Here is a 26,929-nt window from a genome sequence, read left to right on the forward strand (position 1 = left end):
TCGTAGACGAGCATAAGCAAAAAAGCTATGAAAGCCGAATGATAGGGGGATACATATGGAGAAAACGAAGTTACCATGGGATGAATTTTTTTCACTTAATAAAGATGTAAATCATACTTACTTTACACCAGAAGATTTTTCAGGTGATGAGGAATTAATCGCAAAAACAACGGAACAATTTGTTAAACAAGAAATTGTTCCACAAATGGAGAATATTGAACAACATAACTACAAAATTTCTCGTCAATTATTTGAAAAGGCTGGGGAACTTGGGTTATTAAGTATCGAAGTCCCAGAAGAATACGGCGGGTTCGAGTTAGGAAAGGCAGTTTCAGGACTAGTAGCAGAGAAAATGGGTTATGCTGGTGCGTTTAGCGTTTCTTTTAATATACACGCTGGTGTAGGTACATTGCCTTACATATATTACGGAACGAAAGAACAAAAAGAAAAATATTTACCAAAAATCGCATCGGGAGAATGGATTGGTGCTTATGCATTAACTGAGCCAAATGCTGGTTCAGATGCATTAAGCGCAAAAACGAGTGCGGTATTGAACGAAGATGGTACAGCTTGGAAGTTAAATGGCGAGAAGCAGTGGATTACAAATGCTCATATGGCAGATGTATACGTTGTTTTTGCAAAGACAAATAAAGGAATGACAGCGTTTATTGTCGAAAGAACATGTGAAGGTGTATCTATTGGTTTAGAAGAAAAGAAAATGGGTATTAAAGGCTCTTCAACAGCGACTCTTATTTTAGAAGATGTTGTCATCCCTGTTGAAAATGTTTTAGGGGAAGTTGGGAAAGGGCATCATGTAGCTCTTAATATTCTTAATTTTGCTAGACTAAAACTTGCCTTTGGAAATATTGGAACAGCAAAACAAGCAATTGGATTGTCAGTTCAATATGGTAAAGAACGAAAACAGTTCCAAACGGAATTAGTAGACTTTACGATGATTCAAGAGAAAATTGCGAATATGATCATTGCTACATATGGAGCAGAAAGTGCAGCTTACCGTACAGCTGGTGTAATTGATGAGGCAATTCATGAGAGTGATGAGGATCTTATGAAAAAAATGTCCCAATTCGCAATTGAATGTGCACTAAATAAAGTAAATGCTTCTGAAACACTTGGTCATATCGTAGATGAAGCTGTCCAAATTCATGGTGGTTACGGTTATATGCAAGAATACGAAGTAGAACGATTATATCGTGATGCTCGAATTAGTCGTATTTTTGAAGGTACGAATGAAATTAATAGATTAACAGTTGCCAAAATGTTAATGAAACAAATGGAGCAAATTGAAGATCATGAAGTAGAAAGTGATTTGGAAAACGTCGAAAGAAACCATCGTTACATTTTATTAGCGAAAAAATTGTTGAGACAATCTTTGAAAACGCTCTCTAAAACACCGGGCTTAAAAATTGATCAAGAGCAAGAATATTCACGTGTATTATCAAATATGTTGACGGACGTGTACGTCATGGAATCAGCATTTTTACGTACGAGAAAAGCAGTAAGTAAAAATGGTGAAGAAAAAGAGTGTACGAAGCAAATGATTACTGACGTTATTTGTGAAGAAGGATATCGTAAAGTAGAAGAAGCAGCAATATCTATTCTTTCAGCGGCAGTCACAGAAGAACATAATAGACATGATATTTTATCCGAAATCCGTCAATTATTAGTGCCTTTATACACGAACGTATTTACGAAAAAGAGGGAAATTGCGAAAGCTAGTATAAATCGCGGAAAATATATTGTGTAATTAGGAGGAAAGCGATATGAAAAAGATTGGTTTTATCGGCTTAGGTAATATGGGTCTTCCGATGTCTAAAAATTTAGTTAAATCAAGTTACACAGTATATGGAGTGGACTTAAATAAAGAGGCTGAAGCTTCCTTTGAAAAAGAAGGAGGAATTATTGGCTTATCAATCTCAAAACTAGCAGAGACATGTGATGTAATTTTTACAAGTTTACCTTCACCTCGTGCTGTTGAAGCGGTATATTTTGGAGAAGAAGGATTATTTGAAAATAGCCACTCGAATGTCGTTTTAATTGATACAAGTACTGTATCTCCACAGTTAAACAAACAGTTGGAGGAGTCGGCGAAGGAAAAGAAAGTAGACTTTTTAGCAGCACCTGTTAGCGGTGGTGTAATTGGAGCAGAAAATCGTACTTTAACGTTTATGGTTGGTGGATCAAAAGAGGTATATGATAAAACTGAATCTATCATGGAAGTGTTAGGAGCGAATATTTTCCACGTTAGCGAGCAAATTGATAGTGGTACAACGGTTAAATTAATTAATAATCTATTAATTGGTTTTTATACTGCTGGTGTGAGTGAAGCTTTAACATTAGCGAAAAAGAACAATATGGATTTAGATAAAATGTTTGATATTTTAAATGTAAGTTACGGTCAAAGTAGAATTTATGAGCGTAATTATAAAAGTTTCATTGCATCAGAAAACTATGAGCCAGGCTTTACTGTAAATCTATTAAAAAAAGACTTAGGCTTTGCGGTTGATTTAGCTAAGGAAAGTGAGCTCCACTTACCAGTAAGCGAAATGCTATTAAACGTATATGAAGAAGCGAGTGAAGCAGGATATGGTGAAAACGATATGGCTGCTTTATATAAGAAAGTTAGCGAACAATTCATTTCGAATCAAAAATAATAGACCTATTTCATTCATAAAAAAGGAGAGAATATAATGATTACAACTGAAATTAAACGAGTGAAAAATCATATTAATGGCGAGTGGGTTGAATCAACAGGTACGGAAGTAGAAGCAGTTCCGAATCCAGCGACTGGAAAAATTATTGCTTACGTTCCACTATCTCCAAAAGAGGATGTTGAAAAAGCGGTTGAAGCAGCAAAAGAGGCGTACAAAACATGGTCAAAAGTACCAGTTCCAAATCGTTCAAGACAATTATACAAATATCTACAGCTTTTACAAGAAAATAAAGATGAACTTGCAAAAATCATTACGTTAGAAAATGGAAAAACGCTAACGGATGCAACTGGTGAAGTACAGCGTGGTATTGAGGCAGTAGAACTCGCAACATCAGCACCAAATTTAATGATGGGACAAGCTCTCCCGAATATTGCTAGTGGAATTGATGGATCGATTTGGCGCTACCCAATTGGAGTTGTTGCTGGTATTACACCATTCAACTTCCCAATGATGATTCCGTTATGGATGTTCCCACTTGCAATTGCTTGTGGTAATACGTTCGTATTAAAGACATCAGAAAGAACACCACTTTTAGCAGAGCGACTTGTAGAGTTATTCTATGAAGCTGGTTTTCCAAAAGGGGTATTAAACTTAGTGCAAGGTGGAAAAGATGTTGTAAATAGTATTTTAGAAAGTAAAGATATTCAAGCGGTTTCGTTCGTTGGCTCTGAACCGGTAGCTCGTTACGTATATGAAACAGGTACGAAACACGGAAAACGTGTACAAGCGTTAGCTGGTGCAAAAAACCATGCAATTGTAATGCCAGATTGCAACCTTGAGAAAACAGTGCAAGGTGTAATTGGATCTGCATTTGCAAGTAGCGGAGAACGCTGCATGGCATGTTCAGTAGTAGCAGTAGTTGATGAAATTGCTGACGAATTTATTGATGTATTAGTAGCGGAAACGAAGAAGCTAAAAGTAGGTGATGGTTTCAACGAAGATAATTATGTTGGACCATTAATCCGTGAATCTCATAAAGAGCGCGTTTTAGGCTATATTAATAGCGGTGTAGCTGACGGGGCAACTTTATTAGTAGATGGCCGTAAAATTAATGAAGAAGTTGGAGAAGGTTACTTTGTTGGTGCAACAATCTTCGATGATGTAAATCAAGAAATGAAAATTTGGCAGGATGAAATTTTCGCTCCAGTATTAAGTGTTGTACGAGTAAAAGATTTAGAAGAAGGTATCAAACTGACAAATCAATCTAAGTTTGCAAATGGTGCGGTTATTTATACTTCAAACGGTAAGCATGCACAAACATTCCGCGATAATATTGATGCTGGTATGATCGGTGTAAACGTAAACGTTCCAGCACCAATGGCATTCTTCGCATTTGCAGGAAATAAAGCTTCGTTCTTTGGTGATTTAGGTACAAATGGTACGGATGGCGTTCAATTCTATACGCGCAAAAAGGTTGTAACTGAACGCTGGTTTTAATATAAAGTAGATAGTCAAATCAGTGATTAAAAGAAAACCACCACTATTAATAGTGGTGGTTTTCTACTTGTTAATTGCTTTTTTCAAAAGCTAGTTTAATACCAAAACCAATTAAGACAATTCCCGTTAACCCTTGAATATAACGTTGCGTCTTCGGTTTTTTCATAAAAGCACTAATTTTATCAATTAAAAATATATAAAAAGCGAACCAAATAACTGTTAAAACTAGGTAAGTAAGGCCCATTACGAGAAGTTGGATAAACGTATTATGATTTGGATTTAAAAATTGCGGTAAAAATGTTAAAAAGAAGACTGCAACTTTAGGATTTAATAAATTCGTAAGAAACCCTTGGCGAAAGCAAGAAGTGTGTTCGTCTTCATTATTCAAAGAAATATCGTTCGTATCGACGCCTTCTTTATTTCTTACTGCTAAAAGGGCTTTAATACCAATATAAATTAAATATAGAGCTCCAACGTACTTGAAAATAGAAAATAAAAGGGCTGACTTTACAATAAGTGCGGAAAGTCCGATTACTGCTGCTAAAGTATGGATTAATAGTGCAACACATGTACCGAACACTGTTTTCACTCCACCCACCTTACCAGCAACTAATGTGTTCTTCGTAGCCATTGCAGTGTCAGGACCGGGTAAAATAATAAGACAAATAGACATAATGATGAATAGAAAATAATTTTCAATCATAGTCGCTCCTCCTTTTTTTATTTTTAGAATATTTGATTAAAATTAGTGTAGCACACATTCCTATTTAATAAAATTAAATTTTATTAAAAAATATTAAATGATAAAGAGGCTATATAGTCATGTAATTACACGACTATATAGCCTCAATTTTATCCCGCATGAACGGGTGATTGGTGAGGGCTAATAATAAGCAGGAGATGAACCTTCACTTATTAAAGTTTCACTTTATGCATTAAGTAAGTTAAAGAAACGATTTACATCTTCTTCTGAAACATCACTTAACTGCTTATATTTATAATTCGGATTTTGATCTTTATCAACGACAACGGAGCGTACTCCTTCGAAGAAATCTTCATGTCTCATAAAATTTTTAGCTAGTATAAGGTCCGTAGCGAAACATTCTTCAACGGACTTATCTTTTCCATCAATAAATTGTTTTAATGTTACTTTTAGTGAAATAGGTGATTTTGATAATAGCGTTTCTTTCGTTTTTAGTGCAAATGAGCTTGGATCATTCTCCAATGATTGAATGATTTCTTCAATTGTATCGAATGCAAAATGTGAATTGATTACTTCTAATGAAGGAGCAAGCTCGCTTTCTAAGTTTGGACCAGTTGCAAATGTACGAATGACTTCTTTTAAATTAGTATGTACATCATCTTCATTATGCCAATTTACACTTTCAAGTTCAGTAAGGAAATTTGGTAATGTATCTGATGGCATAAAGTAGTCAGCAGCGTTTATAAACAATACGTCAGCAGCTTTTAAAATAGATGCTGTTAAAGCAACGTAACGACCTGAATATTCAGGTGATTTGTTTAAGAAATATGCAGCACCGACGTCTGGAAAGAAGCCGATGTTCATCTCAGGCATTGCCCATTTTGTACGATCTGTTACAATTCGATACTTCGCGCCATTTGTCAGACCGACACCACCACCCATTACAATGCCATCTAAACAAGCGATAATCGGTTTTTTATATTGATAAATGTAAGTGTCAATTTCATACTCTTCTTCGAAAAATTGCTCAGCATGCTGTAAGGCAACTTCGCTTGAACGTGCTTCGTAGAGGGTTTTAATGTCACCACCTGCACAAAAACCTTTTGTGCCAGCTCCTTTTAATACGATAATCGCAATACGTTCATCGTGTTCCCACTCTTTAAGTTTTTGTCCAATTGGTTGTAACATATCATAGGATAAAGAATTAAGCGCCTTTGGACGGTTTAAAGTAATTGATGCAACGCCGTTTTCACTAACAGAAAATAAAACGTGTTCAGTCATGATTCATCCTCCTTTACATATCTTCTTATTCTTAATTCTTTATATGTACTGAAATGTCCTTTATAAATTTTGTCTAAAGTTGACGGTATGTGTTAAAATGTCCACCGCATATTTTGACGAGTTATATTTGCAGGATTTCGGTGATGGAAGAGGAATATTACAACATTACTGTAAGAGTAAATATTTGAAGTTATGGTGATAAAAGCGCTATTATATATGTGTAAAATGTGTATAGTTACTTAAAAAATAGAATTGTTGAAATTGTAACGAGTGGCTAGTATGTTAATTAGAAATAGGGGAAGGAGAAATCGGAATGCCAGTACCTTTACTATTATCGGTTATTATTTTGTCTTCGTTAATGATAGGGATAACGCAGTATTTTCATCATACAGATACGACAGAAGAAGTGAAGGATAAAGTACGTCTCGTATTTCCGATTTTTATTATATCTATTTCTTTTTGCATTCTATTAAATAAGGATGGATACATTGTCGCAGTATTTTCATTTTTTGTAGCGATCGTTTTCATTACAGTTTTATATTATGTAATGAAAGAATTTATACAAAAATAAAGATGTCATAATCGGCATTTTTATTTTGAGAATATATAAAATTTCACGTACCGTATTTTAAATAAAAAATATAAAACATCTTACAAATAGAAAAGTGCTTACTTTGTCGTGTATTTACTTGTCAATCTCGCATAGCCACTATACTATTAAAATGTAGAGATTATAAAAAGGGGTTGTATCTATCATGAAATTTGAGATGCACACAAAAATTGTTTCAAATGAAAAAGAAGTAAGATTACATATAGAAGAAAACATATTTCAATTAATTTTAGATGGTTATCACTTATTTACAATGCAAGAAATATTACCTTTATATAAATCCAATGAAGAAAGAATTGGTAGTGCGATGATACAAAAGTTAGAGTGGGAGAACGGAAAAACTACAATAAACTATCAACTCGTATCACTAAAATCAGTAAATTAAAAGGAGCAGAAAAATATGAAGTTATTTCATACAGCTGATTGGCATTTAGGTAAGCTTGTTCATGGCGTGTATATGACTGAAGACCAAAAGGTTGTATTAGATCAGTTTGTACAAGCTGTTGAAGAAAAAAAACCAGATGCCGTAATTATTGCAGGGGATTTATACGACCGGGCAATTCCACCGACAGAAGCAGTAGACTTATTAAATGATGTGTTACAAAAAATAGTTATCGACTTACAAACACCTGTTATCGCAGTTGCAGGAAACCATGATAGTCCAGACCGTATACATTTTGGAAGTAATTTAATGAAGAAACAGGGGTTACATATTGTAGGGCAATTTCAATTCCCGTATGAACCTGTTGTATTAAATGATGAATATGGAGAGGTTCATTTCCATCTCGTTCCGTATGCGGATCCAAGCATAGTTAGACATATATTGAAAAATGAAGACGTACGTTCTCATGATGATGCGATGCGTATTTTTATGAATGAGCTTTCTGAAACGATGGATAAAGAAGCTAGACATGTATTTGTTGGACACGCATTTGTAACTTCTTCAGGAGAAGCAGAGGAGAATACAAGCGACGCAGAACGACCACTTTCAATTGGTGGTGCTGAATATGTAAATAGTCATTATTTTGATAAGTTTCATTACACAGCGCTTGGGCATTTACATCAAGCGCATTTCGTACGTAATGAGACAATTCGATATTCAGGTTCGCCACTTGCATATTCTATTTCAGAAGAAAAACATAAAAAAGGATATTATATTGTTGAACTAGACGAGGAAGGCGAAGTAACAATTGAAAAAAGGTTACTTACACCACGTCGTAAAATGCGAACAGTAGAAGCGGAAATAGATGATTTATTACAGCATTCAGTAAGTGAAGATTACGTATTTGTAAAATTATTAGATGAAAATCCTGTCTTACAGCCAATGGAGAAAATACGCTCTGTATATCCAAATGCAATGCACGTTGAAAGAGCAATGCAAAGGCGAGAGCTTACAGATACAAATGAAGTAACTGTTTCAAGACATAAAATGGATGATTTATCTCTATTAAAGGCTTTTTATAAAGAAATGAAAGGCTTAGATTTATCTGAAGAGAAAGAACGTCTATTTATAGAAGTTTTACAAACAGTGCAAGAACGGGAAGGTGAACGAGGATGAGACCGATTCAGCTTATTATGACAGCATTTGGGCCATATAAACAGAAAGAAGTAATCGATTTTGATGATCTTGGAGCGCATCGTATTTTCGCCATTTCTGGGAATACGGGAGCTGGAAAGACAACGATTTTTGATGCAATTTGTTATGTGTTGTATGGTGAGGCTAGTGGAGAAGAGCGTAGTGATACGAGTATGCTTCGAAGTCAATTTGCTGATGATAATGTTTATACAAGTGTAGAATTAACCTTCCAGTTAAAAGGAAAGCGCTATGAAATAAAACGACAACTTGGTCATAAAAAACAAGGGAATAAGACGATTACAGGGCATGCAGTAGAATTATACGAAGTGATTGATGAAGAGAAGGTTCCAGCTGTTGATCGTTTTCATGTAACGGATGTAAATAAAAAAGTGGAAGATTTAATTGGTTTAAGCAAACATCAATTTAGCCAAATTGTTATGTTACCACAAGGCGAATTCCGAAAACTATTAACTTCTGAGACAGAAAATAAAGAAGAGATTTTACGTCGTATTTTTAAAACAGATCGTTATAAATTAATGCGTGAGTTACTAGATCAAAAACGTAAACAATGGAAAGATGTTTTGCAAGAAAAACAAAAAGAACGAGAATTATATTTCCGTAATGTTTTTAAATTACCAATCCGCGATGGAGCATTATTAGAGACGTTAGTGGAACAAGAACATGTAAACACGCATCAAGTAGTAGAAGCATTAGAGCAAGAAACAGCTGCGTATAAGGCAGAGGTTGATCAATTACAAGTCGAACAAGATAACCAAACGAAGCAATTGAAAGATGCAGAAACACGCTTTCATGCAGCAAAATCTGTAAATGAGAAATTTACAGATTTACAGCAAAAAAATGAGAGATATAATACATTACAAGAAAACCGTACAGTCATTGAAATGAAAGAGAAGTCCTTTAAACGTGCTGAACAAGCGAAGCGTTTACTGCCATTTGAGCAATGGTATGAGGAAGCAATGCAAAATGAGCAGAAGGCTGAAAGTTTGTTAAAACAGATAATCGCCAAAAAAGAACATATACTAAACAGTTTTGAGCTTGCTCAGGAAAAATATGAAACAGTAAAGAATAAAGAATCAGAACGAGAAGATGCTAAGAAATTTTTTCAAAGATTAGAAGAGTTACAACCAATTATTGCATCATTAGCTGAGAAAAAGTTGAATTTACAAAATGCTGAAATTCAAATAGGGAAATTAAAAGAAAGTATGCAAAAGTTCGATCAACTATTAGAAGAGCATATAAATCAAAAACAGAAAATGTCTGGTGAATTACAGCAATTAGAACGAGCACTTGAGCAATATGTAACTAAAGTAGAAGAACTAACAAATATGCGAGAAGATGCAAAGATTTTAAAGCAAGCATATGATGTTTGGCAAGAAAAACAAAAATTCGAGCAAGAAAAAGAGGCCGCATTTATTAAGATGCAACAGGCCACTCGTGCGTATGAAAATATGGAACGCCGCTGGTTAAGTGAACAAGCAGGTATATTAGCACTTCATTTACATGATGGTGAATCTTGTCCAGTATGTGGTAGTACGAATCATCCGAAAAAAGCGACAGAGCAAAGTGATGCGATCGATGAAAAAGAGTTAAACGATTTAAGAGATAAGAAGAACGTTGCTGAAAAATTACATGTTCAAGTAGAGGAGAAATGGAATTTCTATCGACTACAATATGAACAGGTGATAGAAGAAGTTATGAATCGAGGGTACCACTCAGAACAATTAGTTGAAACATACAGTGTGCTCGTTCAAAAAGGAAAACAATTAGCAGCAGAAGTGAATACGTTAAAAGAAAGCGAAGAAAGACGTAAACAAATCACTGTGAATATAAAAAGCCTAGAAGAAAAAGTAGATGAACTTCAGAAACAAAAACGTGAAGTAGAAACATTGCAGCACCGTACAGAAATGGAGTGCATGCAACTTCGTACGTCATATGAACATGATAAGCAAAATATTCCAGATAACTTACAAACAGTACAAGCTTGGAAAATACAGTTTGACCAAGCTATGCAACAATTCAGGCTAATGGAAGATGAATGGAAGAAAGTGCAAGAAGCATATCAACATTGGCAAAATGAAAATATACGTATTCAAGCAGAACATGAGGGGGCTTCTAATCAATTTGAAAGTGCAAAATTGAAGAAAGAAGAGACTTTCGCGCGCTTTATGAAAGAACTTGAACAGAGTGGTTTTACAGATCCATTCACGTATAAAGAAGCTAAGTTAAATGATGCTGAGATGGAGATGTTACAAAAAGAAATTCAAAGTTATTATTCATCTCTTGAAGTACTTGTAAAGCAAATCGAAGAGTTACGTACTGAATTGAAAGATAAACAGTATATGGATATTACTTCATTAGGTGAACACATACAAGAATTAGAAATTAATCTTGATATAATTAAAGAAAAACGTCAACGCGCGCAAAATGCTGTAGTATATATTTCTGATTTACATGAAAATATTAGACGTATTGATGAACAAATTCATGAAGAAGAAAAGGCATTCCAAGAACTTGTTGATTTATATGAAGTAATGAAAGGTGATAACGAAAGCCGTATATCATTTGAACGTTACATCTTAATTGAGTATTTAGAACAAATTGTTCAAATCGCAAATGAGCGACTACGTAAATTATCAAATGGACAATTTTATTTAAAACGAAGTGAACGAGTTGAAAAGAGAAATCGTCAAAGTGGATTAGGTCTAGATGTATACGACGCATACACCGGCCAAACACGTGATGTAAAAACATTATCTGGCGGTGAGAAATTTAATGCATCGCTTTGCTTAGCACTTGGAATGGCAGACGTAATTCAAGCGTATGAAGGTGGTATTTCCATCGAAACGATGTTTATCGATGAAGGATTCGGTTCATTAGATGAGGAGTCATTAACGAAAGCGGTTGACGCTTTAATTGACTTACAAAAATCAGGCCGATTTATCGGTGTTATTTCACACGTTCAAGAGCTGAAAAACGCAATGCCAGCTGTATTAGAAGTAACGAAGCAGAAGGATGGGTGTAGTCAGACAAGGTTTGTGGTGAAGTAAGTTTTGGAAATACAGTAGGAATTTCATAGTTATCCTGAATTTTATAGAATGAACTAGTGTTAAGTCGGTTTATATTGAAGTGCAATTGCACTTCAATATAAACCGACTTTTTTGTTGAGAAAATCTTTATAATCTAATTTTATATTATAAAATTAGATTATAAATCGTCGGCTCATCATATCCTAAAAAAATTCGCAATCAAAATTTTTTTTAATAAAAAATATGAACCTTTTTATGGAAACGAGCGAATATAAGAGTGAGAAATACATTGGGAGAAAAAGGGGATGTGAAATAGAAAAGAAATCTCGGAAGTGACTGTAAATATAGTAGCGACCATTAAGAAGAGGAAAAAGAAGTCAATTTATAAAAAGGCACTATTAAGGGAGACAGAGGAGGTCCAAACGTGGACAAAATAGAATGGAAAGAATGGTTAGAAAGGATGGTTGCTGGTGACCAAAAAGCCTTTCAGCACATATATGAATTAACCAGTAAAGATGTTTTTCGAACGGTATCGTTTCTTATTGAGGATCAACATGATGTAGATGACATAGTAAATGGTGTTTATATTCGTATGTGGAAATCAATTGCGAAATATGATCCACAACGTCCATTTTCATTTTGGTTACATAGTCTAGTTGTGCATGAGATACAAGATTGGAGAAGGAAGCTATGGCGCAGGTTCCGGATTTTGGAGAAAAATAAAGAATTCTGGCAGGATCAGTTTTATAAAACGGATGAAGAGGTACTACATAAGGAAACACGAAGTGAATTGCTAGAATTAGTGAAAACACTGTCATATAAACATCGTGAAGTAATTATTATGCGTTACTTTCATGAATACAGCTTAGAGGAGATTGGCTTACTTGTCGGAATCCCGATAGGAACAGTGAAATCCCGATTGCATACGGCGCATAGACAGTTGCGAAAAGAGATGGGGAAGTTACCGGTTGAAGAGGGGGAAAAAATAAATGGATTTTGAAAAACAATTGCGTGATGAATTTCAGAGAGAATCCGAGAGTATGCAACCATCGAATAAATTGAACAAGAGGGTAAGTGCTTCATTTGAAGAATATCGCCAAACAAAGCAAATATATAAAAGTGTGATAAAGAGACGATTATTAATGGGTCTTACTGCAGTAACATGTTTTGGAGCAATATTTATATTTAATACATCAATGCCAAGCTATGCGAATATATCTACGCTACAGTCAATTTTTAAACCAGTATTAGAACATTTCCATATAAAGGAAGGGGCTGAAAAAATTACGAAAGAATCTACTACTGTTAAGGAAAGTAATGGGGTAAAAGTCACAATTAATAGTACAATCTATGACGGAGTAACATTAATTGTTTCCTATACTGTAGAAGGGAATAAGCCATTTAGTGAAGAACCGAAAATACAAACAGATAAGAGTTTTATTACTATAGAGAATGAGAAGAATTTTGTAGCACAGAAACAAGAATATGGTGAATTTAAAGATAAAGATCATAAAGTTTACTCAGGAGCGATAACATTTGCCCTTAATAATGGTAGCTTTAACAAAAGCCTGGAAGATCAGGAAGATGCCGATCGAATTCAAGTATCTAATATAGCGAACAATTTTACTCTTTCTCTTAATGTAGAGCGATTGGGTGGAAGAGAAGGAACGACTCAAGGTAAATGGAACTTTGATTTACCCGTTCAAAGTATACCAGCAAAACAAAGTGAGAAAGAAATTAACCTCAATAAAGACTTAAGTGCTATACGTACTAATGCGAAATTGGAAAAAGTCATTGTAACACCCCTTAGAATATACTTGCAAGGAACTGCGTCGGAGAAAGGCGGTCCATTTGAGTATCTTGTATTAGATGATAAAGGAGAGGTTTTAAAGCGAACGGAAAATCAGGTAATGGTAGATACTAGCAAGAATAATTCGGTCTCAACAGCAGCGTATGAAACACGTAGTCAGAATATCAAATCTATAAAAGTTATTCCATACGTCTATGGAAAAAAACACTCGGGCTATGACACGAAAAATAAAATTCTTGTTAATAAAGTAGGGGAGACAAAAATTCCTCTCGGTGATAACAAAGAAATGACAATAACTAGAATTGAAGAAAAGGCTGGAGAAACATATGTATACTATAAAACTACAAACCCTATTAGTAACTTATGGCCATTCTTCTTAGTAGATGAAGATGGAAGAGAGGAATTCGGTAAGCAGGAAACTCGTATCAGTACAGTTAAAGGACAAGAATCTGTAGAAGTCTTTAGAACGACATTTGGAGATAAAAAAATATTTGTCGTAAATCCAAATGATGTGTATTATGATCAAGCCTTTACGGTTGAATTTAAATAAAATAGTATAGATTTAATGTTTAAATTTGATTTAATTAAGAAGAGACTATAAAAAATAAAACGCCGTCTTTAAATTGGAGACGACGTTTTATTTTTTATTTATGAGTTGTTTGGAGATGGCGGCGTATTTGCCAAACGGTTATAAGCTTTAAAAGCTGCAATTGCCGATATAACACCACCTGCTAAAAATAAAGTTGATCCGCCAACTAAAATGATCCGACTGACATATGTCTCACGTGCTTCTTCTACTTGTTCTTGTGACACTGTAGGCATATAAAATCCTCCTTTACATAATTGTTTTGTAAATAGTATATACAAACGCCTAAAATATGTTAAAATCACAGGATAGTTCTATGGAGAAGGTAATAGGTGTAGTATGAATTTAGAATACAAGTGGTTTAACAAATCTTCATTATAAATTTATGCAAACTTCACATACAGCACATATTAAAATTGTATTATGTATATGTGCCAAATAAATAAAGTGAATAATAGTAAGTTCTATTTTTGAAAATTGAAAATCCTATTATTTTTATATAAAGGTCTTGATTAGGAATTTTTAGTTTTGGAAATGGTTCTTAATAAAAAGGAATTCATATAAAAGGGGAATGTCTTATGACAACATATACGAGTGAGATGAAGAAAACTATAGTTTCAGAAGAAGATGTAGATATTTTAAAAATTATGGCGCATCCAATCCGATTACAAATTGTAAATGAATTAAGCACAAGAAAAACATGCAACGTAACACAATTAACAGAATTGCTAAATATTCCACAATCGACTGTTTCGCAACATTTATCAAAAATGAAAGGTAAAGTGTTACGAGCGGAGAGAAGGGGTTTAGAAATTTATTATCACATTAATAACTTAAAAGCGAGCAAGATTGTTAGTGTTTTAGGATATATAAATTAATGAAGTACTACAACATAAAATAGCCTCTGCTGTTAAGCAGGGGCTATTTTATGTTGTTTTATGTACTTGCATTTAAAATTTTATAGTTTTTATGATTTACAATTGTTCGATCAAATTCAAAAGTACCACCGCTTACATCTGTAATTTCAACTAAAACCGATTCAGTATATAGTTTTAGTACAGTTCCTGTAATCTTTAAATTATTTCGTTGAAAAAGTATAGTATCCCCTACGTTTGCTTTCATAGTACCTCCTTATAAAAGACAGAAATATTTGTTTATTATATATATTAAACCACGTACGGTTATATTAGTGAATATTTAGTTTTTTATCAATGAAAAACGACTCACAAAACAATACAAATAGCTACTACGTATTTAATAAGCAGTTTTTTTGTATTTCACCTTTCGTTTTCTGTAACTGATTCCATATATTTGACGCTCTGTGTTGTAAGTGCTTACACCAATAGGAACATCCTATACAATGAAGTTGTTAAATCAAATGAGGTGACTAAGATGAATATGAAAAAAGTAAACTTAGCAAATACAATTGAAATAGAAAGAGGAGGCGGGATGATATGAAAAAACCATCAGTTAATCCATGGCTTGTTGTCCTTGGCACAGTCATCGTACAAATGGGGCTTGGAACGATATATACATGGAGCTTATTTAATCAGCCTTTAGTTAGTAAATACGGTTGGAGCCTAAACGCAGTTGCTATAACTTTCTCAATTACTAGTCTTTCTTTAGCAGTTTCAACTTTGTTTGCGAGTAAATTGCAAGAAAAATGGGGACTTCGTAAACTTATTATGATAGCTGGACTAGCATTAGGAATGGGATTAGTGCTTAGCTCACAAGCGTCTTCACTAGTATTACTTTATGTACTAGCAGGAGTTGTTGTAGGTTACGCAGATGGTACAGCTTATATTACTTCACTATCTAATTTAATTAAGTGGTTCCCAGAACGTAAAGGTTTAATCTCTGGTATATCTGTAGCTGCATATGGTTCAGGTAGCTTAATCTTTAAATATATTAACGCATATTTGATTGAATCGGTTGGTGTATCACAAGCATTTATATATTGGGGTGTAATTGTTACAACGATGATTGTAATTGGTGCTTGTTTAATCCATCAAGCTGCTGATCAAGGTGCAGTTCAAGCAACAAAAACTAAGGAATATACAACAAAAGAAATGTTAGGTACAAAACAAGTATACTTATTATTTATTATGTTATTTACATCATGTATGAGTGGTTTATACTTAATTGGCATGGTAAAAGACATTGGTGTTCAACTTGTAGGGCTTACTGCAGCAACAGCAGCTAATGCGGTCGCTATGGTTGCAATCTTCAATACATTAGGTCGTATTATTCTAGGACCGTTATCAGATAAAATCGGTCGTTTAAAAATCGTTACTGGTACTTTTGTTGTTATGGCGACTTCAGTCTTGGTTCTAAGTTTCGTAGATTTAAATTATGGTATCTACTTCGTCTGTGTAGCAAGTGTAGCGTTTTGCTTTGGTGGAAATATCACGATTTTCCCAGCTATTGTTGGTGATTTCTTCGGTATGAAAAACCACAGTAAGAATTACGGAATTGTGTATCAAGGATTTGGATTTGGAGCGCTTGCAGGTTCCTTTATCGGTGCACTTCTAGGTGGATTCAAACCAACCTTTATGGTGATCGGCGTATTATGTGTCGTGTCATTTATTATCGCACTTTTAATTCAAGCACCTAATCAGAAAAAAGAACAAGAAGATGAATATCGCAGCGTAGCGTAAGCATATAAATCTTCTATCACACTATTATTACTAAAAAGCACCCTATTAAATAGGGTGCTTTTTTACGGTATATTATAAAATTATGAAAGGGAAGTGGATGACAAACCACTTCCTTTTTTCTTCATGAACTATGTTTTTAGTATTTGCCTTTATTCAGGATTTGTTATTATCGGAATTTTATCGAATGATGAAATCAACAGTATATAAATTTTTTGGAAATCTTTATAAGCTAAAAAAATCAATATAGATATTTGTATTTCCAAAAGTGTAGAAATATTTATCTGAAAAATAAAAAAAGATTGACAAGTTAAATGAGAGGGATTATCATTTCGGTGTAGGTTATAAATGAAAGTGATTATCAATTGAGTGATTTTCTGTACTTGTTATAATAAAAGCAATATTGATATTACAAAGGGGCGTATATGAAATACAACAATTAGATGCAAGAGAACTTTTGAAAAATCGTTAAGTTCATACTAGTTAATGAAATATTTTATAGAAGAGGTGTTCCTCATGTTAGTGGTGGAAAATAGAAAAAGCGAATTAACTTATAATGTACAAGCAATTAAAAATATTTTATTTTCTGGAGATACGCCATCTATTCGTGCTTTAGAGAAGCTTTTGAATGATACAGTTCAATTGGATGTTCTCGAACAAGAGGTAATTGATAGACAGTACATTCCGAAAGAAGTAAAGAATTTCTTTGATAAAAACGGAACATTTCTTTACCGCGTATCTAATGTTAGTTATAAAGGTAAGGTATTATCTGAAAATCTAATTTTTGTGGACACATCGTTTTTACCGGATACTATAAAGCAAGAATTAGAGAATGGAAATATTCCAGTTGAAAAACTTATAGAAAAAATGGAAGTAAGAAGAAACGTATTATACGAAGGATATCAGCCATCCGGAAATATTATCGAATTGTTTGATGGATGTTCTGTTGCCGCGAATGTTTATCCGACTAGAAAATATCAAATTATAAGTAACTGCAAATGTATATTTTATATTTGTGAAGTGTATCATGCGGAGAATATAAAGGAATTGCTTAAATAAAACAAGAAACCAGCCTATAAAAAGGCTGGTTTCTTGTTTTATTTTACAGCTTCTTTTAATTCTTTACCTGCTTTAAATGCTGGAACTTTACCAGCAGCGATTTGAATTTCCTCACCAGTTTGTGGATTACGACCTGTACGAGCAGATCTTTCACGCACTTCGAAAGTTCCAAATCCAATTAGTTGAACTTTATCGCCAGATTGTAATGCAGTAGCAATTGTGTCAAATACGGATTGTACAGCTGCAGAAGCATCCTTTTGAGAAATATCAGCTGACTGTGCTACGTTTTTAATTAGTTCTGTTTTGTTCATGTTTTCACCTCATAAAAATTTTTTAGAAAGAATGTTTTAGTATAATAGATAGTAAAAATAAAGCTAATTCTATGATTAGAAAGAATGCTGTATAGTTATGTTAATTTCGTTGCAAGAGACTGAATCCCTGCTAATAATCAGGGATTAATTAAGAATTGATGTATACCAAAAGCTGTAGTATGGAGATGAGGGGGAGTATACGGATGATTTTTCGTGAAAAGAATGAGAAAGAAAGTATATTAATTCGTCAACATGATCATGGTTTTTTAGCTGGAGAGATTGCTAGTAAAATAAAAGAAAGTTTCTTTGAAAATCAGCAGTATTTAAAGGAAACTATTGATGCAATATATGAACATGATAGAGGATGGATAGGACTTGATAAAGTACCAATTTTAAATGATGTCAAAAATATCCCGTATACATTTATGGATTGTCCAAGCTCATTGCGTTTTGTTTTTTATACGATTGGTTTAAATGAAATTGAAGAATCTAATCCATACGGGGCGTTACTGTGTAGTAAACACTTTTTATCATTTCCACTAAATGAAGAAGACGAAGAGATGATGTCTTTTTATAGGAATGAATTGGAACGACAAAAAAGAATATTGAAAACCTTAACAAAAGAACAATTTACGATGTTCGATAAACATTATAGATTATTAAAGTTTTGTGATGAACTTTCTTTATATGTATGTATGAATAAACCTGGTGTCAAAAAGAAAGATGAAATTGACTTATTTAAATATGGTTTTGAGGGAACAGAAATGTTTAATAGTAAGGAGGAGCAACCTATTCAAGCTGAATGGCTGGATGAAGAAACAATTCGAATTACACCATTTCCATTTAAAAGAGAATTTTATACGTATGTAAAATATAAAACTATAAATAAACGTTCAATAGAAGAAAAAGGGATTATAAAGGCTGATAGAGAATCGGAAATGAAGAAACAAAAAATTTGTTTTATAGGATAGGGAGGAGATTTAGATTGAAGGATTACATGTTAAAACAGTTTGATTACCATGCTTGGGCTAATACAAAATTATTCAATCGACTAAAGGAATTACCAAACTATGAGACAATCTTTAATGAAAAGATACAGAGTGTATTTCCATCAATTAAGGATACTTTTGCACATATTTATATTACAGACCAAGTGTGGTTACACATATTACATGGCAGTAGTATGAGTGAAGCAATACAAGATCGAGAAACGCTACAAAAGCAAATCGAAACAAAATCGTTACATGAATTAGAAAAAATGTTTGAAAACATTGCAAATCAATATAAAGAATTTTTAAGTACAATACGAGATGTAAATGCGGTATTTGTAATTAAAAACCCTTATGTAGGAAAATTAGAAACTTCAATTTTAGAGTTAGTACAACATGTCGTAAATCATGGTACATATCATAGAGGAAATATAACAGCGATGATTCGTCAACTTGGTCACTCTTCAACAATGATGGATTTTATACTTTATTTACATATGGTTCAGAAGGGACAGGAATTGAAATAGAAAAAAAAGAATGGCTATTATAGATAAGCCATTCTTTTTTTAGTGATTAACTAGCCTGTTTTTTATGACTTTCTTTCAATTTCTCTGCTTGTAAAAAGCGATTCGTTTCAGCGACAACAATACCACTTAATCCGATTAGGCCAATTAAGTTTGGAATTGCCATCAGTCCATTTGCAATATCAGCAAATGTCCATACGATGCCTAGTTTTAAATTGGCACCAATAGCAATCATAACAATGAAGATTGCCTTATAATATCGTACTGCACCTTCTCCAAATAAATACGCTACACATTTCTCACCGTAATACGACCAACCTAAAATAGTAGAGTAGGCGAATAGAATAATTGCGATACCAAGAATCATACTACCAGCAGTGCCGAATACAGATTGGAATGCTATAGTTGTTGCTTCAACGCCAGTTTTACCTGACTTCCATGCACCTGTAGTAATTAATACAAGTCCTGTAATTGTACATACGATAAATGTATCAAGAAAAGTACCAGTCATAGAAACCAGTGCTTGTTTTGCAGGGGAATCAGTTTTTGCTGCCGCTGCCGCGATAGGAGCACTTCCTAAACCAGCTTCGTTCGCAAATACACCGCGTGCCATCCCGATTTGAATAGCTGATGCAACCGTTGCACCGATAAAACCACCAGCAGCTGCAGTACCATTAAATGCACCAGAAAAAATAAGTGAAAATGCTTCTGGAATTTGATCGTAATGATAGAAAATAATAATAAGGCCAGCAATAATATAAAAGAAAGCTTTAATAGGAACTACATATCCTGTCACTTTCCCGATTTTTTTTACACCGCCTAAAATAACGATAGCGATTAAAAATGACATGAATATACCAGTTAAAGCGGGGGGAAAAGAGAAATTAATTCGCATTGCCTCTGCAACTGAGTTTGATTGCACCATATTACCGATACCGAAAGAAGCAGTAGTACCGAATATCGCAAATAAAACCGCCAGCCATTTCTTACCTAAACCACGTTCTAAATAATACATTGGTCCACCTGAATATTCGCCATTTTCATTACTAACACGGTATTTCACTGCAAGAATTGCTTCGGCATACTTTGTTGCCATACCGAACAAAGCAGTAATCCACATCCAAAAAATTGCACCAGGACCACCAATTGTAACTGCGGTTGCTACGCCAGCTATATTTCCCATACCAATCGTTGCCGCCATAGCTGTCATAAGTGCTTGGAAATGACTAATATCTCCAGAGGAAGATGTATCTTCTGATTTTTTAAATGCAAGTTTATGAGCGTATAATAATTTACTAAACTGTAAACCTTTTAGACGCACTGTGAGAATGATACCAGTCCCAACGAGTAACAACAACGTTGGTAATCCCCACACATAGTGATTGATTTGTTCTAATACTTTACTTACTGTCTCCATCGTTATTCTCCTTTTTTAGAAAAAATAAAAACCACTTCAAGTAAATGAAATGGTCTCTGGAGAAACAAGGAATAGAAAAATAAACCGATACAAATCGGCTTTTTCTTTCGCTTGTCTCTGTCCTTTTACCTGAGAGATTATCCGCTAAAGTAGCGGATTTGCTCCTTCGGTGCTCGTTTTCCTCCGCGCTACAAAAAAGCGAGAGGGAGTCTCTCCAGAGATTCGTCCCCATGCAGTTCTACTTGTAAACAAGACCTGAGAGTTTCAAAGTCGGTTAACAACTTTTTGCCCCGTCGGTAGATCAATAGACCTTCTCCTGAATGGTTCATCCGAATTATAAAATTTATAAAAACATTGATTGTAAATCAATAAAAACATTATAGACAGACAAAATGTGAAATGCAATCTTTTTTTATTTTAAAATAATAAACAGTTTTATTTTTTTGCAAGTCCTAATTTCTCTTCAACTTCAGTTAAAGTAGATAAAGCGATGACAATATGTTGATCTGCAAGCCCTAAAGCATGTTTTGTATTTTTAATTATTATACTGTTTGGAGTAGAGTTAGTGGTTCCGTCTATAATTAAATCCGCCGCGTTTTTCATAAATTTAGAAGCAGTCTTAAATTCAGTTGTGAAATAAACTAGTTGTTCTTGTATTTGTACTTCCGATATATTTTCTTTAATTTTCATAGTGTCTATTTCGTTCAAAATTTTTTCATATTGTTTGGAAATAGCACTCATTGTAACTAATAGTTTATCTCTGTTTACTGAATCTCCGTTCGTGTTAATTTCTTCCCAAGCAGGTAACCAATCTTTTTCGAATTTTAATTCTGAATTATTTGAATTATAATTACTATGTGTATAGAATAAAATAATATTTAGTATGGAGATGAGATGATAATTTGCCAAGTATAAAAAAGATAGGTCGTTTTTGTCCTACTGATGATGAAGGATATATTATAAATGATGCACATATTGAAAAAGTTCAACCTATATTTATGGGGGCCATACGAGAAATAAAAAATACTTGTTGTGAATTGTTACAGGATGATTTACACAGTGTTTATATAAGAGGCTCAATTCCAAGGGGGATTGGAATTGAAGGAGTTGCAGATATAGATGTGATTATAGTAGTACGAAAGGATCCTAAATTAATAGACTTAAGCTGGCGAAAGAAACTAGAAGTTCAAAGTTTGCAAAAGTTTAATTGTATAACAGGAGTGGAATTGAGTTTTTACAGTAAAAAAGAGGTGATAAATTCCAAGAGTTTTTCTTTTATAAGCTTCATGATACAGACACATGGAGTATGTATATTTGGTGAAGATGTAACATTGTCTTTACCTAAATATAAAGTTAGTCAGGAGTTAGCCTATGAACACCTTATTCAATTGCGGAAACAAATTGGACAAGCACGCAAAGAATTAATTTATAATAAAGGCGTGGATGATATTGCGGATTGTTGCCGTTGGATAATGAAGATCATAATCAGAGCAGGTCTAGCATTAACTATTGATAGAGAAGGGCTGTATTCAAGAGATTTATACCCAGCGTATACACTATTCAGTAAGCATTTTCCCGAACAAGAAGAAAATATGAGAAAGGCATTACAATATGTAATTGAACCGATAAATGATATAAATGAAATTTTATTATTTTTAAATACGTTTGGTGAATGGCTGATAGAAAGAGCGGATGTTTTTTTGAATTCTATAGATAACTAGAAGAATATAATCATGTTATGTAAACAAATAAATGATCTAAATGTTCGTGATTTTGCAGACTATTATGGGATCCTGGAAGATGTGACAACAGGAAGTTCAAATGGATGTTTAGCAGCGTATCTTTTAAAGTATCGTAATTTTTGGAACAGAAAAGATAAATCTGTGTGTTGAACAAGGATACGAGATGAAAAGGCCTTCTTTAATACATATAAGAGCTGAAGAAATAGAGAGTAAAAATAATATTCGTTTAGGGGAAAAAGTAGAAAGTATTGCAGATGGGAAATGGAATGTAAGATAAGGGGGAATTAAAAATGTTACTAAAAACAATCTACTGTAAGGTAGCAGAAGAGAAAAAGGAATTATTTTCAAGAGCACAAGAAAAATGGCGTGATATACAGCACTTAGATGGTTTTCATGGGCAATTTGGTGGATGGAGTGAAGAGGAGGCATGTGTATTTACTTTATGGGAAGATAGAAGTAAATATCAATCATTTATAAATGGTGCTCACGATACAATTTATTTAAATAGTAAACAAGAGGATACGTTCCTTTCATGTGAAATTGAATTGTTTCAAACGTTGTATGATATAACTAATACGCCTTTGAAAGATGTTGTTACAGAAGGATCATTCGTAAGAGTTGCTATATGTGATATAAAGTTGGAAAAGGAAAAGTACTTTTTACATAAACAAGAAACGATTTGGAATAAAGGAATGGAAAAAGTAAAAGGGATGATAGGTGGAGTAGTTGGGAAGTCTTTAAAAACTGAAAATCGTTACATCGTGTTAACTTATTGGAAAGATGAAATGGCACATCAAAATTATGTAGAAGAGATTTTCCCAGAGTTGTATAAACTAGCTAATATTCATGAGGATTTAGAAGATATAAGAGGAAAACAAGCTGTATGTAAGGAAGAGTGGCTTGTATATTAAGCGCAGAAAAAGTGCATAAATGAATGTATAATAAAGATATTTTCTTATAAACGAGTAATTAATAGAAGACGTCATATACCCTTTCATGTTAATATATTTAAGTTATAATAGAAGGCTTACCCTTTTGTATTGTACGGTAGTAGCAGTGTGAGCTTGAAATTTTGTTTAGAAAAGGATGTGCCTAATTTGCGTATCAATAAATTTATTAGTGAAGCTGGAAAAGCGTCCCGACGTGGAGCAGATAAATTAATTAATGAGAGAAGAGTAATTATTAACGGTAAGGTTGCAAAAATTGGTGACCAAGTAAATCCAGGTGATGATGTGCGCGTAAATGGAGAGCAACTTCGTATTGCTCGAGATCACGTATATATCGCTTTAAATAAACCAGTAGGTATTACATGTACAAGTGAAAAATCAGTAAAAGGTAATATTATCGATTTAGTGAATCATCCTTTACGAATTAGTCATATTGGACGTCTCGATAAAGACTCAGACGGCTTAATTTTGTTAACGAATGATGGCGATATCGTTAATGAAATTTTACGTGCGGAAAACAAACATGAGAAAGAATATATCGTTTCAGTAGATAAGCCAATTACACCTGATTTTCTAGAGAAAATGGCAGCTGGTGTGAAAATTTTAGGAACGAAAACGCTACCTTGTGAGATCACACAGTTATCAAAATATGAGTTCCAAATTATTTTGACACAAGGGTTGAATCGCCAAATTCGTCGTATGTGTGAAGCTTTAGGTTATCAAGTATACACGTTAAAACGTACGAGAATTATGAATATTGAATTGAATAATTTACCTGTTGGACAGTGGAGAGATTTAACGAAAAAAGAGAAAAGACGTCTATTTTCAGACTTAAATTACGAACCACAAGATTGGTAAAATTGTGAAGTGAAACCAAAAATCTATTTTTGGTTTCTTTTTTTATTAAATAAAATTTTTTTTAACACTTGCAAAAATAAAATGAATAAGATATAGTAAATAACAATTAATGGATGTACTTATAAAAGCAAAGAAAAGGACACGAGTTATTTTACCCGGTTATACAGAGAAGGAAGGAAAGCTGAGAACTTCCTAACGCAGAAAAATAACTTACCACCTTAGAGCTGCACTGGGGAAATTAAGTATCTAGTGCCGTGTAAGCGACGTTATCGCAAAAGAAGCCATTACATTTTGTGATGGGAATCTGGGTGGAACCACGGATATAAGCATATTCGTCCCTATTTTAGGGATGAATATGCTTTTTTGCATTCAATTTCATAATAAGCGAAGAAAAGGACACGAGTTATTTTACCCGGTTATACAGAGAAGGAAGGAAAGCTGAGAACTTCCTAACGCAGAAAAATAACTTACCACCTTAGAGCTGCACTGGGGAAATTAAGTATCTAGTGCCGTGTAAACGACGTTACCGTAAAAGAAGCCATTGTTTGTTTACAATGGGAATCTGGGTGGAACCACGGGTATAAGCACGCTCGTCCCTATTTTAGGGATGAGTGTGCTTTTTATTATGAAATGGAGAGATGAAAAATGAAAGAACAGATGATTGAAATTAAATTTCCGGATGGTAGTGTTAAAGAGTTTGTGAAAGGAATTACTTTAGAAGAAATAGCTGGATCCATTAGCAGCAGTTTAAAAAAGAAAGCAGTTGCAGGAAAAGTAAATGATCAGTTATATGATTTACGCCGAAATATTGAAGAAAATGCGGAAGTAGAAATCGTTTCTATGGATTCCGATGAAGGTGTAGAAATTACAAGACACTCCGCGGCACATATTTTAGCGCAAGCTGTAAAAAGATTGTATGGTGATATAAAGCTTGGAGTAGGGCCAGTTATTGAAAATGGATTTTATTATGATATGGATCTTCCAAGTAGTGTAAACGTAGAAGATTTACCAAAAATCGAAAAAGAAATGAAAAATATTATAAAAGAAAATATAAATATAGAGCGAGTTGAGGTTTCTCGAGAAGAAGCAGAAAAATTATTTCAAGAAATGAACGATCTTTTGAAATTAGAACTTTTAGAAGCAATTCCTAATGAGGAAAGTGTAACACTTTATAAACAAGGTGAATTTGTAGATTTATGTAGAGGACCCCATTTACCATCTACAGGGTATTTGAAAGCATTTCAATTAACTAACGTTTCTGGTGCATATTGGCGAGGTGATAGTAACAATCAAGTGCTTCAGCGCATATACGGTGTTGCATTTTCTTCTCAAAAAGAATTAGAAGAGTATTTACATTTTGTTGAGGAAGCAGCAAAGAGAAATCATCGTAAGTTAGGTAGTGAATTGGAGTTATTTATGTTTTCTGAAGAGGCTCCGGGAATGCCGTTTTATTTACCGAAAGGACAGATTATTCGTAACGAATTAGAAGCATTTTTAAGAGGCATTCAAAAAGAGTACAATTATCAAGAAGTACGCACTCCGTTCATGATGAACCAAGAATTATGGGAGAAATCAGGGCATTGGGGTCACTATAAGGACAATATGTATTTCTCAGAAGTAGATCATAAAAGTTTTGCATTAAAACCGATGAACTGCCCTGGACATATGCTTATGTTTAAAAATAAATTGCATTCTTATCGTGAATTACCGATTCGCATGTGTGAGTTTGGTCAAGTACATCGACATGAATTTAGTGGTGCTTTAAACGGATTATTAAGAGTTCGTACTTTCTGCCAAGATGATGCTCATTTATTCGTAACACCAGAACAAATTGAAGATGAGATCAAATCAGTAATGGCACAAATTGATTACGTATATAAAACTTTTGGATTTGAATATGAAGTAGAGCTATCTACTCGTCCAGAAGATTCAATGGGTGACGATAAATTATGGGAGCAAGCAGAAGCGGCGTTAGCAAATGTATTGCATTCATTGAATTATAAATATAGACTAAATGAAGGGGACGGTGCTTTTTACGGGCCAAAAATTGATTTCCATATAAAAGATGCTTTAAATAGAAGTCATCAGTGCGGAACAATCCAGCTTGATTTCCAAATGCCAGAGAAATTTGATTTGAATTATATAGATGAGAAGAATGAAAAGAAAAGACCAGTTGTCATTCACCGAGCAGTTTTAGGATCCTTAGATCGTTTCTTAGCAATATTAATTGAGCACTTTGGAGGCGCGTTCCCGGCATGGGTGGCACCAGTTCAAGTAAAAGTAATTCCAGTTTCAAATGCAGTACATGAACAATATGCAAATGAAGTGGTAAATAAATTAGCGCAAGCTGGTATTCGTGTTGAGCAAGATATGCGAGATGAAAAATTAGGATATAAAATAAGAGAAGCACAAATGCAAAAAGTACCGTATGTTCTCGTTATTGGTGATAAAGAAATGGAAAGCAAAGCTGTAAATGTACGGAAATATGGAGAAGAGAAGTCGGAAGGTGTTTCGTTAAATATATTTGCGGCAAGTATTGAAGAGGAAATAAAGAATAGAAAATAAAAATTGATTAGAAAATACACCATTTTAATGAAGTAAACTCGAATAGTGGTACATGAAAAAACATCTCCTGAATTGGCATAC

At 33.8% G+C, this 26,929-nt stretch carries 25 protein-coding genes, 1 pseudogene, 1 riboswitch and 2 other annotated features; of the genes and pseudogenes, 19 read left to right on the top strand and 7 right to left on the bottom strand.

Going from position 1 to position 26,929, the window contains the following annotated elements; genetic code table 11:
• Nucleotides 1-55 precede the first annotated feature (55 nt).
• From ACQKNI_RS23415 to ACQKNI_RS23425, 3 genes are read left to right on the top strand one after another with little or no spacing between them, the layout of a single operon-like run.
• Nucleotides 56-1,765, top strand: coding sequence for an acyl-CoA dehydrogenase family protein (locus ACQKNI_RS23415; protein WP_088230324.1), 1,710 nt, complete (start codon nucleotides 56-58; stop codon nucleotides 1,763-1,765).
• Between the two features lie 16 nt (nucleotides 1,766-1,781).
• Complete coding sequence (locus tag ACQKNI_RS23420; RefSeq protein WP_098253446.1) at nucleotides 1,782-2,672, top strand: NAD(P)-dependent oxidoreductase; 891 nt, start codon at nucleotides 1,782-1,784, stop codon at nucleotides 2,670-2,672.
• Between the two features lie 36 nt (nucleotides 2,673-2,708).
• Nucleotides 2,709-4,169 (top strand): CoA-acylating methylmalonate-semialdehyde dehydrogenase, encoded by a 1,461-nt coding sequence (locus ACQKNI_RS23425; RefSeq protein ID WP_088230322.1) that lies wholly within the window; start codon nucleotides 2,709-2,711, stop codon nucleotides 4,167-4,169.
• Nucleotides 4,170-4,239: 70 nt separating this feature from the next.
• Here ACQKNI_RS23425 and ACQKNI_RS23430 read toward each other — a convergent pair whose 3' ends face one another.
• Nucleotides 4,240-4,872 carry a LysE family translocator gene (locus ACQKNI_RS23430; protein ID WP_000572336.1) on the bottom strand — a complete coding sequence of 211 codons (633 nt, stop codon included), beginning with the start codon at nucleotides 4,870-4,872 and terminating at the stop codon, nucleotides 4,240-4,242.
• A gap of 225 nt (nucleotides 4,873-5,097) precedes the next feature.
• Nucleotides 5,098-6,153: an enoyl-CoA hydratase/isomerase family protein gene (locus tag ACQKNI_RS23435; protein WP_088230321.1), complete on the bottom strand. Its 1,056-nt coding sequence runs from the start codon at nucleotides 6,151-6,153 to the stop codon at nucleotides 5,098-5,100.
• 313 nt (nucleotides 6,154-6,466) lie between these two features.
• On the opposite strand from ACQKNI_RS23435, the gene ACQKNI_RS23440 reads away from it, so the two are divergent.
• From ACQKNI_RS23440 to ACQKNI_RS23465, 6 genes are all read left to right on the top strand, one after another.
• On the top strand, nucleotides 6,467-6,724 hold the full coding sequence (locus ACQKNI_RS23440; RefSeq protein ID WP_001145041.1) for a hypothetical protein: 258 nt from the start codon (nucleotides 6,467-6,469) through the stop codon (nucleotides 6,722-6,724).
• Nucleotides 6,725-6,908: 184 nt separating this feature from the next.
• A complete protein-coding gene (locus ACQKNI_RS23445; RefSeq protein WP_088230320.1) occupies nucleotides 6,909-7,148 on the top strand; it encodes a DUF2584 family protein in 240 nt (79 codons plus the stop codon).
• A gap of 15 nt (nucleotides 7,149-7,163) precedes the next feature.
• A complete protein-coding gene (locus tag ACQKNI_RS23450; RefSeq protein ID WP_088230319.1) occupies nucleotides 7,164-8,321 on the top strand; it encodes an exonuclease SbcCD subunit D in 1,158 nt (385 codons plus the stop codon).
• The gene (locus ACQKNI_RS23455) at nucleotides 8,318-11,407 is read left to right on the top strand and encodes an AAA family ATPase (RefSeq protein WP_098840792.1); all 3,090 of its coding nucleotides are present in this window, start codon (nucleotides 8,318-8,320) and stop codon (nucleotides 11,405-11,407) included. The genes ACQKNI_RS23450 and ACQKNI_RS23455 overlap by 4 nt, the downstream gene beginning before the upstream one ends.
• 403 nt (nucleotides 11,408-11,810) lie before the next feature.
• A complete protein-coding gene (locus ACQKNI_RS23460; protein ID WP_088230317.1) occupies nucleotides 11,811-12,386 on the top strand; it encodes a sigma-70 family RNA polymerase sigma factor in 576 nt (191 codons plus the stop codon).
• Nucleotides 12,376-13,746, top strand: a complete 1,371-nt coding sequence (locus ACQKNI_RS23465; protein ID WP_088230316.1) for a DUF4179 domain-containing protein — start codon at nucleotides 12,376-12,378, stop codon at nucleotides 13,744-13,746. Before ACQKNI_RS23460 ends, ACQKNI_RS23465 begins: the two co-directional genes overlap by 11 nt.
• 98 nt (nucleotides 13,747-13,844) lie before the next feature.
• On the opposite strand, the gene ACQKNI_RS23470 is transcribed toward ACQKNI_RS23465, so the two are convergent.
• The gene (locus ACQKNI_RS23470) at nucleotides 13,845-14,018 is read right to left on the bottom strand and encodes a hypothetical protein (RefSeq protein WP_088230315.1); all 174 of its coding nucleotides are present in this window, start codon (nucleotides 14,016-14,018) and stop codon (nucleotides 13,845-13,847) included.
• Nucleotides 14,019-14,360: 342 nt separating this feature from the next.
• Between ACQKNI_RS23470 and ACQKNI_RS23475 the strand changes: the two genes are divergently transcribed.
• Nucleotides 14,361-14,660, top strand: a complete 300-nt coding sequence (locus tag ACQKNI_RS23475; RefSeq protein WP_088230314.1) for an ArsR/SmtB family transcription factor — start codon at nucleotides 14,361-14,363, stop codon at nucleotides 14,658-14,660.
• A 58-nt stretch (nucleotides 14,661-14,718) separates the two neighbouring features.
• On the opposite strand, the gene ACQKNI_RS23480 is transcribed toward ACQKNI_RS23475, so the two are convergent.
• A complete protein-coding gene (locus ACQKNI_RS23480; RefSeq protein WP_088230313.1) occupies nucleotides 14,719-14,904 on the bottom strand; it encodes a YkvS family protein in 186 nt (61 codons plus the stop codon).
• A gap of 332 nt (nucleotides 14,905-15,236) precedes the next feature.
• Between ACQKNI_RS23480 and ACQKNI_RS23485 the strand changes: the two genes are divergently transcribed.
• Entirely contained in the window at nucleotides 15,237-16,439 is a 1,203-nt protein-coding gene (locus tag ACQKNI_RS23485; protein WP_088230311.1) for an L-lactate MFS transporter, read from the top strand.
• A gap of 513 nt (nucleotides 16,440-16,952) precedes the next feature.
• On the top strand, nucleotides 16,953-17,495 hold the full coding sequence (locus ACQKNI_RS23490) for a chorismate pyruvate-lyase family protein (RefSeq protein WP_088230310.1): 543 nt from the start codon (nucleotides 16,953-16,955) through the stop codon (nucleotides 17,493-17,495).
• A 38-nt stretch (nucleotides 17,496-17,533) separates the two neighbouring features.
• Here the strand turns inward: ACQKNI_RS23490 and ACQKNI_RS23495 are convergent, their stop codons facing one another.
• The gene (locus tag ACQKNI_RS23495; RefSeq protein WP_001043907.1) at nucleotides 17,534-17,806 is read right to left on the bottom strand and encodes an HU family DNA-binding protein; all 273 of its coding nucleotides are present in this window, start codon (nucleotides 17,804-17,806) and stop codon (nucleotides 17,534-17,536) included.
• A 203-nt stretch (nucleotides 17,807-18,009) separates the two neighbouring features.
• On the opposite strand from ACQKNI_RS23495, the gene ACQKNI_RS23500 reads away from it, so the two are divergent.
• A complete protein-coding gene (locus ACQKNI_RS23500) occupies nucleotides 18,010-18,777 on the top strand; it encodes a DUF3891 family protein (RefSeq protein WP_088230309.1) in 768 nt (255 codons plus the stop codon).
• 14 nt (nucleotides 18,778-18,791) lie between these two features.
• Nucleotides 18,792-19,322, top strand: a complete 531-nt coding sequence (locus ACQKNI_RS23505) for a DinB family protein (RefSeq protein ID WP_088230308.1) — start codon at nucleotides 18,792-18,794, stop codon at nucleotides 19,320-19,322.
• Between the two features lie 46 nt (nucleotides 19,323-19,368).
• Here ACQKNI_RS23505 and ACQKNI_RS23510 read toward each other — a convergent pair whose 3' ends face one another.
• Nucleotides 19,369-20,736, bottom strand: coding sequence for an alanine/glycine:cation symporter family protein (locus tag ACQKNI_RS23510; RefSeq protein WP_088230307.1), 1,368 nt, complete (start codon nucleotides 20,734-20,736; stop codon nucleotides 19,369-19,371).
• 107 nt (nucleotides 20,737-20,843) lie between these two features.
• A riboswitch (glycine riboswitch) is annotated at nucleotides 20,844-20,964 on the bottom strand.
• A 207-nt stretch (nucleotides 20,965-21,171) separates the two neighbouring features.
• A pseudogene (locus ACQKNI_RS23515) lies at nucleotides 21,172-21,558 on the bottom strand (hypothetical protein); the annotation flags it as partial.
• A gap of 80 nt (nucleotides 21,559-21,638) precedes the next feature.
• Between ACQKNI_RS23515 and ACQKNI_RS23520 the strand changes: the two are divergent.
• The 5 genes from ACQKNI_RS23520 to thrS all read left to right on the top strand — a co-directional run bounded on the left by ACQKNI_RS23520 (nucleotide 21,639) and on the right by thrS (nucleotide 26,848).
• A complete protein-coding gene (locus tag ACQKNI_RS23520) occupies nucleotides 21,639-22,457 on the top strand; it encodes a nucleotidyltransferase (protein WP_088230306.1) in 819 nt (272 codons plus the stop codon).
• Between the two features lie 12 nt (nucleotides 22,458-22,469).
• Nucleotides 22,470-22,628 carry a PhzF family phenazine biosynthesis protein gene (locus ACQKNI_RS23525; protein ID WP_176548482.1) on the top strand — a complete coding sequence of 53 codons (159 nt, stop codon included), beginning with the start codon at nucleotides 22,470-22,472 and terminating at the stop codon, nucleotides 22,626-22,628.
• Between the two features lie 140 nt (nucleotides 22,629-22,768).
• Nucleotides 22,769-23,389, top strand: coding sequence for a YdbC family protein (locus ACQKNI_RS23530; RefSeq protein ID WP_088230305.1), 621 nt, complete (start codon nucleotides 22,769-22,771; stop codon nucleotides 23,387-23,389).
• A 186-nt stretch (nucleotides 23,390-23,575) separates the two neighbouring features.
• Entirely contained in the window at nucleotides 23,576-24,283 is a 708-nt protein-coding gene (gene rluF, locus ACQKNI_RS23535; RefSeq protein WP_140417327.1) for a 23S rRNA pseudouridine(2604) synthase RluF, read from the top strand.
• 121 nt (nucleotides 24,284-24,404) lie between these two features.
• Nucleotides 24,405-24,626: a binding site (T-box leader), on the top strand.
• A gap of 35 nt (nucleotides 24,627-24,661) precedes the next feature.
• Nucleotides 24,662-24,884 (top strand) — a binding site (T-box leader).
• 44 nt (nucleotides 24,885-24,928) lie between these two features.
• Nucleotides 24,929-26,848, top strand: coding sequence for a threonine--tRNA ligase (gene thrS / locus ACQKNI_RS23540; RefSeq protein ID WP_088230304.1), 1,920 nt, complete (start codon nucleotides 24,929-24,931; stop codon nucleotides 26,846-26,848).
• The last annotated feature ends 81 nt before the right edge of the window (nucleotides 26,849-26,929 follow it).

The sequence above is a fragment of the Bacillus sp. NPDC094064 genome (genome assembly GCF_050279585.1).
Classification (GTDB): domain Bacteria; phylum Bacillota; class Bacilli; order Bacillales; family Bacillaceae_G; genus Bacillus_A.